Genomic DNA, 13,007 nt, shown 5'->3' with positions numbered 1-13,007 from the left:
ATTATACGAGGGGTCTTCCGTGCGGATCAGGGCAGATTCCTCACTCCGCTCCGCTGCGTTCGGAATGACAGAGGACACACTGGAGCCGACAACACGGTTTGTTTCTTAGGAGCAGATGGCCCAGGCAGAGCTTTGCATTGATCCGCATGGCCCGCAAGAGCTACAATCTCCAACCAGAGGCTTACTGAAACGTAAGGCACCTGGAAGGTCTGCGATCTGGAAGTGATCCCTCTTGACTGCTATGGTGAACACATCTGATTCTCTGCTTTGAGATGGAGAAGGGATCTCCCCTATGCACACAGCGCTGCTCAACACGATCGCGTCGCGGCTTTTGATCGTCACAACCCTGCTCGCCACCTTGTTGCTTGGAGCATTGCTTGCGGTGACGCCGACGAAGGCGACGCCATCAGAACCGTTCCTGGTCAAACCCGTTGGTCGTTGTGAAAAGGCCCAGACCTTGGCTGTCGGTGAGCGTTACTTCAATCCGTGCGTGCCGTTACATCTGCGGGAGTGGGGGTATGGTATCATGAGCCGTAAAGATTGATCTTTCTGTGAGCAACGGTTTCGATCCCTTCTATCAATCCGGTGACGCAACCCCAGATGGAGTAATCTAGCAACGCGACTTCTTCCTCGGCTATTCGATCTCCCAACGGTTATTGCTGGTTGTTTTTACGGAACGTGGCGAGCGTACAAGAATTATTTCTGCACGCACGGCAACGCGGGCCGAAAGGAAGCAGTATGAGTCAGCCTGAGTTTCCCACTGAGTTGAAGCTTCGCCCAAGGCCTGTTACCAGGGTTGAACTGAAGGTGCCAACCGAAACCTACGAACACCTGGAGCGCATCGCAGAGGCACGAGATATGTCGGTAGACGCTCTGATGAAACTCTATATTGGGCAAGGTCTCCGCCAGGAACTTACCCAGCGCTTTGCCGATCAGGTGCTGGAACTGACCGCGCATGTACTCGCTCGTCATGGTCAATCACCAAACCAGGTTGAGGCCATTCTTCGCGAGATTCGTAGTGGAACTGGATCATAGGTTCCATTACCAGTTCAGGCAACATGCGCTGTTGGAACACTGAAGGTAACGAGAAGAGCGTGCCGTTAGCGTCAACGGTACAACGGTAGGCACGCCGCTCACCGTGGGAACTGATGGCGGCGTACGTGCTTTGTTGCAGACCGCCGCAGGGGCTGCGCCAGGCCGCTACCGCGTGGTGCTGCGGGTCGTCGCTGGGCGAACCCCGCGCTGCACACGGCCAGCAGCGCCAGCGAGGCCACAACAAGCTATCGCCTTGCCGCCGATGCGCGAACCGCCAGCAGGGGTTATCGGGTGCTGCGCCCCTACACCACGATTGCCCGCCGACGTGGATGAAACGATCCGCGCACACGCCTCTGGAGGGGCGCAGCAGCCCTGGCGCATCCCTCACGCACAACGTCCCGTCCATCGCTGCGGCGCCCATCGGCGGGCAACGGATCGTTCCCGGCGACCGGCTTATCAATATCAAGACGGTGCTACATTCTGGTGCTACCTTGTTGCTACAATCAAGGTCAAAGGCTCGGTGCCTTTCACGAATGCGGCAATATCTGCTAGCAAAAGTTGGAGTGCTGAGGCAATGCAAGACATTCGACAACCAGATGACCGGCACTTACCAGGATCAGAATTGGCTTATCTTGATACTAATCGACAATCTGATCTATTTTCTACTCCGCTTAAGAATCAGATATCTCTTCCACGAACCCTTCTCAGCGAAGACAAACTGGCAACGATCGGTTGCGATCCCTTACCAGATGAAGCTGTAGCCCTGCTCATTGATGGCGAGAATTGCTCTCCAGATCTGGTTGCCCTTGCCATAGCCGAGGCCCACAAATTCGGTGTTGTCCGTCTGCGTCGCGTCTATGCCAACTGGACGGTTATGAATCAGCGTGGCTGGCAGATGGCCTTTCAGCGCTATGCGTTGGAACCAGTTCATCACGAACGCACAGCGACTGGCAAGAATGCGACCGACATCGCTCTGGTTGTTGATGCGATGGATATGCTCTACAGAAAAAGCCCTGGCTCAACCGTTTCTACTTGCCTGGCAAGCCATCCAACAAGCACGCGGCGAAGTGAGTCTTTCCAATCTTGTCCTGGAAATCAAGCGCCGCTACCCTGACCTGGATCCTCAAGCATATGGGCAAAATCGTCTTGCTCTACTGATCAGGCAATGCACTGATATTTTTACCGTCGAACAAGCCAACACCAGTCCGAGTCATACCATTGTGACATTGGTGAGCAAGCAAGCCTCCGTGAGCAAAGAAAGTGCGAGCGATCAGCAAGTGAGCAATGACGATACGAAGAAGCAGAAGCAGGAGCAAAAAATCAAAGGCCATCTGCGCAAGTTGCTCGTCGTTGCCTGGAAGCAGGCAACGCAACAGGAAGGCTGGGTGCAAATGGGGGCATTGGGCAACCAGATTAAACAGCTTGAGCCAGCTTTCAGCCCAAAAACATATGGGTACAAGCAACTAACCACGTTGCTTCAGGCCCACGCAGATCTCTTCATCTTGCATCAGCGTAGCCCAGGACAGTATAACGTACGTCTTATCACGCAACAGTGATTGGTTTGATCACCATCAATTCCGAGGGCTGCGGCGCCCATCGGCGGGCAACGGATCGATTTCCGGCGACCGACGGCAACCCTACGCGGCAATGGCCCAAGGCGTGCTGCGGCACTACGAACCGGTCGGTGGCCCACACGCACCAACAGATGGCTTGCCGACAACGATCCAGCGTGCCGTGATACGCCATCGTTGTGCGTGCATGACCAGGTGAGGTTATCCCCCAGGCGCCTGCTGGCCAAGCCAGTCCGTCAGATCGCTGAGTGTGCCAAACTCCAGCAAGGACTCACTTAACGTGAGTAACTGCTCGGGCGTCAAGGCCAAGATCTCACGTCGGGTGGCCTCAGGCAACAGTCCAAGTTTGCGCGTGAGTTGGCGGAGGAGCAGAGCCTGGCGTTCCTCTTGCCGCCCCTCTTCCCGCCCCTCTTGCCGCCCCTCTTCCCGCCCCTCTTCCCGCCCCTTCAATTCCCATTCTGTGATCAATTCCACGACTGCCTCCTGGATTGGTGTCTGCCATGTGGCAACTTCCGCCTCAAACCGACGGGTCTCCGCGTCATTCAGGGGGAGATAGATGCTGACAAAGGCCGCCAGCATCCGCCGTTGCGCCGCCGTGACGGGCAACCCCGCCAGCATGCGCAGACACGCCGCTTTGACCTGCCAACGTTCCTCCCGCGCGATCCGCATCCGCGCCATCAAGGCCGCCGCCAGCGGATTCGTGCTGCTCAGATAGCCGCGCCAGTCCAACTGGTTCAATTGTATCATGAGGTAATCAAAGCGGAGGACTTCATGGCGGCCAAGCGTGACCTGATGCCGATGCGGGGCCAGCCGACGCGGGCTGGGATACGAACAGAGTGCGATCGGATAGATGGGCCGGTCGTACCGATCGTAGAACCGGGCAAAGTAGCGAAACATCCGGCGCGGCAACTGGGCATCGCGCTGAGCTTGATGCTCCAGGTGGATCAGGAAGGTTGCCACCCCCTCACGCCCCTGCGCCTGGATCACCAGGTCAGCGGTGCGGCGATCCGGATCGAGCAAATCGACGAACGACTCGGGCGCGAGCAGGGTCAGCGTCTCGGGCTCAAGCAGCGCGAGAATATCCGGAGCAAAGAGGGCGAGAAACTCGACGAGAAACGAGCTTAGCAGTTGCTTGAAGATGCCATCATGATCGAGCGCCATCGCGTGACCTCAGTGGGCAACAGGCTCGTCACGTGCTGGTGAACCCGCAACGAGTGCCCGGAAAGAACGTATGTACTATTTGTATCATACCACAACCGCCGTACGTACGCAAGGACGGTTGCGTGCCGCCCTCAGGCGATGGCATCATACGAAACCGGATACAAAAAGACGCGCTATCAGGGCACCCGCAAGGGGCGCCCCTACCGGCCGGGGGCCGGATCCGGTGTACGGGCACCCCTTGCGGGTGCCCTGGCGGGTGCATTCACGGAAGATGCAATCGCCCTGCGTGCCGCCCTCAGGCGATGGCAGCTTCTGCCGTCGCCGTGAACGGCGCGGCTCTTGGCTTGCAAAGGCCACCTTCGTGACCTGAGCGAACCGGCGAAGGCCGTCGCTGAACCGTTGACGGCCACAGTGTGGGCGCATCGGGGGCGTTTGCACGATCTGGTGGCACGTACGAACAGAAGATGTGCGTGCCGCCCTACCCAAACAACGGGGGCGATGGCTGCGCCAGGCTGCTGTGGTGCTCCGAGTCATCGCTGGGCCAACCGCGCTGCACCCGGCGAGCAGCGCCAGCGAGGCCACGACGAGCTAGCGCCTTGCCGCCAATGCGCCGATGCGCGAACCGCCAACCGGCGTTGATGCACCTGCAAGTTGCGGTTCCGGCCAGCAGCGCGGCTGGTCAGAAGGGCTCTTCCTGCCCGTGGTCAGGCGGTAACAACCCTGGTGGGCGGGGATCGCCCGGTCACGTAACCATCCCGAGAGCCAGGATCATCCGGTCATCAACAATCCCGTGGGCGCAGCAGCAATCAGGCGAGCCTGTGGGCAAGGGGTGAGCCAGGCGCTGCTGCGCCCCTACGTGGCAATGATGCTGCCGAAGTCGACGTAAACGCCACTTGACACGCTTCTGACACACCTTCGCCGTATCCTCTCTTTGTATTGACCCACAAGATGCTCTGGGAGGCTAGAGCGTGCATATTGTTGGAGGATCTTATGAAGCCGTTGCATATGCTTTGGATCGTTGTCGTTGCTGTTGTGCTCGTCGCATTGCCCGGGCGTGTTGCCGCGCAGGACAGTAGTTCGGTCAGCGGTATCATCACCTACAACGAACGCGTTGCGTTGCGCTGCCCGCCAACGCTGTGGTAACTGTGCAGATTGCCCGCATTATCCCCGACCGACCCGCAGATATAATCGCCGAACAGACGTTTGTGACCACCGGAGCGCAGCCGCCACTTGCGTTCAACGTTGCCTATGATCCAAACAAGATTGATCAGCGCGACACCTACACGCTGCAGGCGAATATCAGCCTCAACGGACAGGTTCGCTACGGCACTACCTCCATCATTCCGGTGATCACGCGAGGCGCCCCGACCCAGAATGTTGCGGTCACGTTGACCTCCAGGAGCCTGCCAAATACCAGCGGAGGGGCGTCGCCCCTGCTTGGCGCTGGAATCTTGCTCGTCGGAGCCATCGCCATCTTTGCCCTGCGTCGCTTGAGTGCTGCCGCTGTCGCTTCCTACTAACAGCCGTACCGGCACCGGCGCAGGCGCAGGGTGGCCAGCGCTGTTTTCTCGAGACGGGCTATTGCATCAGCGGAGGGGATACTGGCTCCTCCGCGCACGCCTCGGGCTGCATGGCGATGCAATGCAGCGCGGGAGAGGGGTTAGCGATTTGGTTGCCGCACCACTACCAAGGATGGAGGGAACAACACTGGGTATATGCAAAAAAAGGCATATACTATCTCTATGAACAACGCCACTGCCGAGCGCCACGCGCACATCTTCAAAGCATTGATGCATCCCGTCCGGCTGCAGATCCTCGATCTGCTACGCAGCGACGAGCAGTGTGTCTGTCACCTCGAGGCCCAGTTGGGCCAGCGGCAGGCCTACGTCTCGCAGCAACTTGCCGTGTTGCGCAAAGCGGGCCTGATCAGCGACCGGCGCGATGGCTTGAACAGCTACTATCGCATCGCACACCCTGAGGTGCTGACGATGCTCGACACGGTACGAGCCATCATTGGTGGTGACGAATCACCCGAAACAAGTCTAGCCATTGACTGCCCCTGCCCGCGTTGTAGCCCGGTGCGAGAGCCAATGCTTTTCAAAAAAGCTCACGCGAAGGCGCGAAGGCGCGAAGGGTTGCGCACCTACGCGAAGAACGTTGCGCCTTGACGCCTTTGCGTCAAAACAACCCCCTTATTTGCAAGGTATTGGTGCTAGAGCGCCGCACCGATCCGCTTGTTATCTACAGAGGAGATTCCATGTTGAACGTCAAAGTGCTCGGCTCTGGTTGCGCCAACTGCAAACGACTCGAGCAGCGTGTCCAAAAAGTGCTCGCCGACCACGGGTTGGAAGGTGAAGTCGAGAAGGTGACCGACTACGGCGCGATGATGCGCTGGAACATTCTGAAAACCCCTGGCCTGGTGGTTGATGACGTCTTGGTCGCCTCGGGCCGCATCCCTAATGAGGACGAGATCGTCGGTTGGTTGACGAAGTAGAAGGTGTTTGCGGGGGCCATGCCCCCGTATCCCCGTCGGGGCACGCTGATCAAAACTCTGTTTTGCGTCAAATACATTCAAAAATATGCATATTAGGAGTTATCCGCAATGGCTCAATCATTGCCTTCACCCGCCCAAGCGCAGCGCAGCGCCGATACCCGCGCCTGGCTGATCGTCAGTGGCGTCACGGTGCTCTGGCTGATCGCCTATAACAGCGTCAAGCCACTGGCTGACTGGCTGACCTTTGCGCTCTTGGGGCTTGCGCCTGGCTCGCGGCTAGGCGATGCGGTCGCGTTTTTTCTGTACGATGTGCCGAAGATTCTGCTACTGCTGACCGGTATGATCTTCGCGATCAGCACCCTGCGCACCTTCTTTAGCGCCGAGCGCGTGCGCCAGACCCTAGGCGGCAAGCGTGAGGGCGTCGGCAACGTGATCGGGGCCGGACTTGGCGTGCTGACGCCGTTCTGTTCGTGTTCGGCGGTGCCGCTCTTCATTGGCTTTGTCAAGGCTGGCGTGCCGCTGGGTGTTACCTTTTCGTTCCTGATTGCGGCACCAATGGTTGATGGCGTCGCCCTAGCGCTCCTCCTTGGTCTCTTTGGCTGGCAACTGGCCGGGCTCTATGTGGTCTCCGGGATGACAATTGCGATCGTTGCCGGCCTTATCATCGGACGGATGAATATGGAGCGCCATGTCGAGGATTTCGTCTGGGAGATCCGCGGCGGCGACGGGGCAGTGGCCGAGGAGCAATACACTTGGACGCGTCGCTTCGCCGAAGCCTGGGAGCAAGTGCGCGAGATTGTCGGCAAAGTCTGGCCCTATGTCGTGATTGGGATCGCGATAGGGGCAGGTATTCACGGGTTCGTGCCCGAAGATGCTCTGGCGGGGATCATGGGGAAAGAGGCCTGGTGGTCAGTACCCGCAGGGGTCATCCTGGGCGTGCCGCTCTACTCGAATGTCGCTGGGGTCATCCCAGTGGTTGATGCGCTGATGGCCAAGGGGGCGGCGATGGGCACCATGCTCGCCTTCATGATGTCAGTGGTTGCCTTGAGCTTGCCCGAGCTGATCATCCTGCGGCGCGTGCTCAAGCCACGCCTGATTGCTACCTTCGTGGGGATCGTGGCAACCGGGATTATGCTGGTCGGCTATCTCTTTAACCTGGTGATCTGAGTCATCTACCCAACCGTATGGACGCGCGACCCTACCCCGTCGCCCCGTCACGCAAGCGTGCGACAAACGCGGCGTGCTCGGGGCTCGCCAGGCCGCGCTGCAAGGCCGTGAGCATGGCGGCCAGGTCGCCCCGCCAGAGCGCTGCCGGATCAAGCCAGAGCCCAGGAAAGACCGCGCTGCGCAGCAGGCCCTCGCTATCGGGCGCTACCGGCGTGTAGACACTCTCACGCAGGGCAAACCAGTGGACTTCTTGCTCGTAGGCGCTGAGCACCAGGTATTCGGCGACCCCGTTGCGCGCATAGGCGCGCCGCTTGTCGTGCAGATCGTAGGCCGCACTGCTCGCGGCGACCTCAATGATCAACTCGGGCGCACCTTCCAGATAGTCATCCGGGCTCACCCGTGAGCGACCACCTCGCTCGGGGGGCAGGCGCAGCAAAACATCCGGCTGCACTTCGTTCTCGAAGTCTAGTCGCACCGTCGCATTGTCGGCCCCAATGACGCCGGGGGTAGCGGATTCGTATGCTCCCAGCCATGCGATGAAGAGATAATGTGGACGTCCATGATGTTTAAAATGCACCGGTGAAGCCACGTAGACAACTCCTTCAACTAACTCGGCCTTCTTGAGTTCGGGGTGGGCACGATAGATCTGCTCGAAAGCTGCCTGTGAGAGCCGGTCGCCCGAGTTGAGTGGCGGCACATCGGTGGTCGTCACCCCTGGTTGTCCACGTTCATCCTTCACGAAAACAGCCATCTGTTGCTCCTCGTCAGCGCATATAAACCTTGTCGTCTATCTTTATTTTACCACTACGCTTGTAGGGGCTGCATGGTCATGCCTGAGACCTCACAGGTCTTGAAGACCTGTGAGGTCTTATACTAAATCTACACCGCAGACAGATCTTCCTCCATCACGCTGAACATATTGCCCTCGGTGTCAAGACAATAGGCGATGTAACCCATCCCTGGTACGGATGTCTTTGGCATCGCCACGCTACCGCCATGAGCTACGATCTGTTCCATCATGGCATCAACCGACGCAACATCAATGGTGTTGATCACCCCAGGCATCGTTGGCGACTCGCGCCGCATGATGCCGCCATCAATGCCGGGTTGCTCACGCGAGCCGGTCATGGTCAGCCAATAATCGACTGGCCCGTCCCATTTGTTGATCTGCCAACCAAACACATCCGTATAAAACTTGCTCGCACGTTCCGGATCATCGGCACAGATCTCGAAATGAACCACACGGGGCATAGCCTTGCTCCTCTCTCTGCTTGCTAAAGATGGCAATGTGAGGGGGGGATGTCTCTTCATTTTAGCACAAAGGATCTATTTTGTCAAGAATGTCCATAGTCTACCTTAGGGCGATGATCCAGATGAGGATGAGTATCTTGATGAAGATAACTGGTATACTGCTATCATGCATACTATTCGCGGTACATTGAATAGTATGGTCTAGCAAGGTGGCAAAAACGAGCCTTCTATAGCAAACATCATGAGTTGGTATACGCCTTTGTGTGCGTGCTCGCTCCACAGAACACAGCACCTTTCCCTCGAACTGTATGGTGACGCAAACCACAACTTGTTGCCACTGCCGCGCCCCCCTCAGCTACACTCGCGAGGGGCGCTGTAAGAAGTGTCGGCGGGTGGTGCTCGTGAATGGCCAGTACCTGTTGAGCGGGACTATTTCCTCAGGCGGTTTTGGCACCGTCTTTTATGCACACGATCAGAAGTCACATCGACGTGTGGCCGTGAAACTGGTGCTGGCTGGGACGCCTTCGGACTACGAGTTGATCAAAAATGAGATCATGACGATCAGCCAGCGTCTCTCAGGACTGCGCTTTGTGCCCAGGTTTTATACGGCTTACCAGGAGGGCTCTGAAGTCTACCTGGTGATGGAGTATATCGAGGGCAAGACGCTCGATCAGGTGCGCACACTCCCCTGGACACCCGAGAGTGTCGATCGCTTTTTGAGCGTCATGCTGGATCAGCTCCAGAAATGCCACGAGCACCAGGTGATTCATCGCGATCTGAAACCACGGAATATTATCCGTAACAACGCAGGCGACTATATCCTGATTGATTTTGGCATTGCCAAAATGGATAATGTGACACGAACAATTGCGAAGGGCGTTGGTACGCCTGATTATGCCCCGCCTGAGCAACTTCAGAGTTATACAACCAGTGCCCAGAGCGATCTCTACAGTCTTGGCGTGATTGCCTATGAGTTGCTGGTTGGGCAAAGTCCACCCAACGCGTATGCACGCCTCAGTGGTACTGCGCTCACGCCTCCAAGCAGTCACCTCGCCAACGTCCCGCCTCGCTTAGAGAAGACGATCATGGCGTTGCTGCAACTCCGGGCCGCTGATCGCCCGGCCAGCGCCGCGCAAGCGCTGTTGATCCTGCGCGATCCTCCCCCACTCATCAAACGCGCGTCAGGGAAACCGATGACGCCCGCCGAAATGCTGGCGAGTCTTGCGGGGCTTGCGGTCTTCATTTTCATGTGCCTGATCATCTTTGGCATCGCGAATCGCCCAGACACGCCTCCACCGCCAGCGCTCATCCCCGTGGTCAAACTGCCCTCGGGCCGGCTGGTCTTTGCTTCGGATCGTGAAGGTGGCTACGACCTCTTTCTGGCGGATGCGGGAGGTGGGCCGCCGTGGAACCTTACCCGAAGCCCCCAGGATGAACTGGCCCCCGTCTTTGCGCCTGCCAAAAATTATCTCGTCTACCTCTTCAAGCACAGGGATGCGTACGGCATTGCGCGCCTCGATCTCGCCACGATGGAGCGGCGGGAACTGATGCCACCGAGGCCAGACTGGAATTACGGCACGCCGATGCCTTCCCCTGATGGGCAACGCATCGCCTACAACGCCGGGCCACTGGAAAATCTTGATCTCTATGTGATGGATGCAAATGGAAGCAACGCTCGCGTCCTTGCGGCCAGTCCCGGCCAGGACTACCACCCGGCATGGCTTCCCGATGGCACAGCGCTGGTCTATGTGGTGCAAGAACAAACCAGTTCGGCGCTGATGCTTCTGCCGCTCGACACGAACAGAGCGCCGGTCGAAATCTACCGCACCGAGGGCAGACTCAACGCACCGGCGGTCTCACCCGACGGGCGCATGATCGCTTTTGCGGAACGTCGCGACAATGGCGAGAGCAGCATCTATCGCATGTCCGTGCAGGGCGGGCCGGCTGAGCGCGTGACAAACGGGCTCGGCAACGCAGCCACCCCCTCGTGGTCAAGCGACGGGCAACGCTTGATGTTCAGTGCCGCGCGCGAAACATCCGACGAGCGCCTGAGCAAGATCTACCTCATCGACCGGGACGGCAGCAACCTCCAACAGATCTTTGCCGACAGGGGCAACGACATCTACCCGTATTGGGTGCCTTAAATGCTTGCAAGCTGCGCTTGCTGCATTGCCGAGGAGATAAGAACAGGGAGGGCAAGCCCTCCCTGAGATCCTCCCGACCGCTTTGGTTATGGTCTACTCATACGGGAAACCGGCAGCAATCCAGGCGCGCATGCCGCCGGCCATGCTGTAGAGTTCGACGTCGAAGCCGTTGGCAGCGAGCATGTTGCACGCGGTCAGGCTCCGGTTGCCAGAACGACAGACGCAGGCAATGGGCTGATCGCTGGGCACTTCGGCCATCCGCGAGGCCAGTTCTTCGACGGGGATCAGCACTGATCCGGGGATGTGTCCGTCGCCCGCGAATTCGGCGGGTGTTCGTACGTCAAGCAGAAAGATTGGGTTGCCGGCGTCAAGCGAGGTCTTGAGTTGCTGAACGCTGATCTCGGCCACCTGCGGAACCTGAGCAGCAGGCGGTGGGGCCGCAGCAGGGGTCGTGGTTGCGCCGCATCCCGCCAATCCAAAGGCGGCCAAGAGCGCAAAGAAGAGAAGCATTGTCCGTCGCATCGATTCATCCTTATCTAGCCTGTTTGAAGGAGCTCATCGTTGTATCCATCAATAGTATACACCGCTACGCGCATGAGCGTAAAGCTACCCACCGCTACGAGCAGGGCTGATACAAAGTCATTTCGATCGTCCGCAGATTACGCAGATTACGCAGATTAGAGCTTCCGCATCTGCGTAATCTGCGTAATCTGCGGACACTATCTAACCCTCCCGGGACGTTGCACCAGCCCTGCCTCTACGCGCTCGCGCCGGAAGCACTCACTGGTAACCGCACGATGAAACGGGTCTCGCCGGGTTGCGATTGGACCTCGATGGTGCCGTTGTGCTGGGTGATAATCCGGTAGCTTATGTCGAGGCCTAGGCCAGTTCCGGCACCAACGCCTTTGGTGGTGAAAAAGGGCTCAAAAATACGCGGCAAGACGTCGGGGGGAATGCCGGGGCCGTCGTCGGCGATTTCGACCATCGCAAAGTTGTGCTCGCAGCGCGTGATGATCTTGATTGTGCCGCTCCCCTTTAGCGCGTCAGCGGCATTGACAATCAGATTGGTCCAGACCTGGTTCAATTCGCCACCGCGCCCCATGAGCATCGGCAGATCCTGGCTATACTCGTTGATCACCGTGATCCCTTTGAGGCGATGGCGCAGGACAACGAGGGTGTGGGCAAGGTCGCGGTTTAGATCAACTTCTTGAATAGGAGCCTGATCCATATACGAGTAGGCTTTCACCGCTGCGACCAGTTCCGCGACACGGCGCGTGCTCAACTCAAGCTCGGCCAGCAGCCCATCAACGGTGGCAGCCTCGGCAATCCAGCCGAGCGTTTCGGTGGACGTGGCCGCATCAAGCCCGCTGATCAGCCCGGCAAGTTCATCAACTGTGACGCCTGCTGCAACAAGCGGTGCCGCCAGCGCATACGCCTCGGCAACCCCGTGGTCGTCAAGCCAATCACCCAACTGATCTTCGTAATCGGAGCGTTCGAGGCTCGACAGGGGCGGCAGGCTCTCTTGACGTTCGATCAAGAGAGCCTGAAAGTCCGTCAGGCGCTCAAGCGGTAGATGCTGATGGTGTACGCCAAGGCGCAACGCACGTGCCTGCAGCGAGGGCAACATTTCACGGAGCGAGACCGCAGCGCGGCGCGCCGCCGAAGCCGGGTTGTTCAACTCGTGCGCGAGGCCTGCCGAGAGTTGGCCAAGTGCCGCGAGTTTCTCTTGCTGCTGACGCATCGAGGCAAAGCCATACATCCGCTGCGATGCAATCTGCAAGATCTTTGACCCGAGCGTTGGAGCCGCCGCAAACATCTGGCGAAAGGCCTGCACCCCCATCACCAGGGCGCGTGAAGGCACAATCGCCTGGATCGTCACCATTGACGGCACTGCATTCAAGAGCGAAATCTCGCCGCCAATAATGCCCCGCGGGGTGGTTCCGATGACCTTGCGCGTACCATCGAGCATCCGCGCAATTTGCAGTTCACCCTCAAGCACCACATAAAAACGATCCGCTGGATCGCCTTCATACATAAAGACCTCACCAACCACAAGCGCCTGCTCGTAGCTATTGGTCAAGACCCACGCAAGCTCATCATCGGTCAGATCCTCGAAGAGGGACAAGCCGGCCAATTCACTGCTCGTAAGCATTGCTGAACCTCATACCGCTAAGTATCCGCAGA

Annotated in this window: 15 protein-coding genes and 1 pseudogene; 11 read left to right on the top strand and 5 right to left on the bottom strand. The window is 58.4% G+C overall.

Annotation, left to right across the window (positions count from 1 at the left end; genetic code table 11):
• The first annotated feature begins 292 nt into the window (after positions 1-292).
• The 5 genes and pseudogenes from EYB53_RS21315 to EYB53_RS21295 all read left to right on the top strand — a co-directional run bounded on the left by EYB53_RS21315 (position 293) and on the right by EYB53_RS21295 (position 2,591).
• On the top strand, positions 293-544 hold the full coding sequence (locus tag EYB53_RS21315) for a hypothetical protein (RefSeq protein ID WP_135480842.1): 252 nt from the start codon (positions 293-295) through the stop codon (positions 542-544).
• An 82-nt stretch (positions 545-626) separates the two neighbouring features.
• A pseudogene (locus EYB53_RS21310) lies at positions 627-752 on the top strand (BrnT family toxin); the annotation flags it as partial.
• Positions 739-1,035 carry a hypothetical protein gene (locus EYB53_RS21305; protein WP_135480840.1) on the top strand — a complete coding sequence of 99 codons (297 nt, stop codon included), beginning with the start codon at positions 739-741 and terminating at the stop codon, positions 1,033-1,035. The pseudogene EYB53_RS21310 and the gene EYB53_RS21305, both read left to right, overlap by 14 nt.
• A gap of 262 nt (positions 1,036-1,297) precedes the next feature.
• On the top strand, positions 1,298-2,149 hold the full coding sequence (locus EYB53_RS26715) for an NYN domain-containing protein (protein ID WP_135480837.1): 852 nt from the start codon (positions 1,298-1,300) through the stop codon (positions 2,147-2,149).
• Positions 2,103-2,591 carry an OST-HTH/LOTUS domain-containing protein gene (locus EYB53_RS21295; RefSeq protein WP_167857534.1) on the top strand — a complete coding sequence of 163 codons (489 nt, stop codon included), beginning with the start codon at positions 2,103-2,105 and terminating at the stop codon, positions 2,589-2,591. The genes EYB53_RS26715 and EYB53_RS21295 overlap by 47 nt, the downstream gene beginning before the upstream one ends.
• Positions 2,592-2,807: 216 nt before the next feature.
• Here the strand turns inward: EYB53_RS21295 and EYB53_RS21290 are convergent, their stop codons facing one another.
• Complete coding sequence (locus tag EYB53_RS21290) at positions 2,808-3,767, bottom strand: DUF4351 domain-containing protein (protein WP_135480833.1); 960 nt, start codon at positions 3,765-3,767, stop codon at positions 2,808-2,810.
• A 990-nt stretch (positions 3,768-4,757) separates the two neighbouring features.
• On the opposite strand from EYB53_RS21290, the gene EYB53_RS21285 reads away from it, so the two are divergent.
• From EYB53_RS21285 to EYB53_RS21265, 5 genes are all read left to right on the top strand, one after another.
• Positions 4,758-4,910 carry a hypothetical protein gene (locus tag EYB53_RS21285; RefSeq protein ID WP_167857533.1) on the top strand — a complete coding sequence of 51 codons (153 nt, stop codon included), beginning with the start codon at positions 4,758-4,760 and terminating at the stop codon, positions 4,908-4,910.
• Between the two features lie 2 nt (positions 4,911-4,912).
• Positions 4,913-5,287: a YbaY family lipoprotein gene (locus tag EYB53_RS21280; RefSeq protein ID WP_167857532.1), complete on the top strand. Its 375-nt coding sequence runs from the start codon at positions 4,913-4,915 to the stop codon at positions 5,285-5,287.
• 222 nt (positions 5,288-5,509) lie between these two features.
• On the top strand, positions 5,510-5,935 hold the full coding sequence (locus EYB53_RS21275) for an ArsR/SmtB family transcription factor (protein ID WP_135480829.1): 426 nt from the start codon (positions 5,510-5,512) through the stop codon (positions 5,933-5,935).
• 89 nt (positions 5,936-6,024) lie between these two features.
• Positions 6,025-6,261, top strand: coding sequence for a thioredoxin family protein (locus tag EYB53_RS21270; RefSeq protein ID WP_135480827.1), 237 nt, complete (start codon positions 6,025-6,027; stop codon positions 6,259-6,261).
• Positions 6,262-6,369: 108 nt separating this feature from the next.
• Positions 6,370-7,428: a permease gene (locus tag EYB53_RS21265; RefSeq protein ID WP_135480825.1), complete on the top strand. Its 1,059-nt coding sequence runs from the start codon at positions 6,370-6,372 to the stop codon at positions 7,426-7,428.
• Positions 7,429-7,459: 31 nt separating this feature from the next.
• On the opposite strand, the gene EYB53_RS21260 is transcribed toward EYB53_RS21265, so the two are convergent.
• Both EYB53_RS21260 and EYB53_RS21255 read right to left on the bottom strand, forming a co-directional pair.
• Entirely contained in the window at positions 7,460-8,179 is a 720-nt protein-coding gene (locus EYB53_RS21260) for a Uma2 family endonuclease (protein WP_135480823.1), read from the bottom strand.
• 128 nt (positions 8,180-8,307) lie between these two features.
• Entirely contained in the window at positions 8,308-8,679 is a 372-nt protein-coding gene (locus EYB53_RS21255; protein WP_135480821.1) for a VOC family protein, read from the bottom strand.
• A gap of 392 nt (positions 8,680-9,071) precedes the next feature.
• Between EYB53_RS21255 and EYB53_RS21250 the strand changes: the two genes are divergently transcribed.
• The gene (locus EYB53_RS21250; RefSeq protein ID WP_167857531.1) at positions 9,072-10,823 is read left to right on the top strand and encodes a protein kinase domain-containing protein; all 1,752 of its coding nucleotides are present in this window, start codon (positions 9,072-9,074) and stop codon (positions 10,821-10,823) included.
• A 93-nt stretch (positions 10,824-10,916) separates the two neighbouring features.
• Here the strand turns inward: EYB53_RS21250 and EYB53_RS21245 are convergent, their stop codons facing one another.
• Complete coding sequence (locus EYB53_RS21245) at positions 10,917-11,345, bottom strand: rhodanese-like domain-containing protein (RefSeq protein WP_245860552.1); 429 nt, start codon at positions 11,343-11,345, stop codon at positions 10,917-10,919.
• A 235-nt stretch (positions 11,346-11,580) separates the two neighbouring features.
• Positions 11,581-12,975: an ATP-binding protein gene (locus EYB53_RS21240; RefSeq protein ID WP_135480816.1), complete on the bottom strand. Its 1,395-nt coding sequence runs from the start codon at positions 12,973-12,975 to the stop codon at positions 11,581-11,583.
• Between the last annotated feature and the right edge of the window lie 32 nt (positions 12,976-13,007).

It is taken from the genome of Candidatus Chloroploca mongolica (assembly GCF_004762035.2).
In the GTDB taxonomy this organism is placed as follows: domain Bacteria; phylum Chloroflexota; class Chloroflexia; order Chloroflexales; family Chloroflexaceae; genus Chloroploca; species Chloroploca mongolica.
Note: the sequence above shows the minus strand (reverse complement) of the source record. Positions and strands in the feature narration are given on the sequence as shown.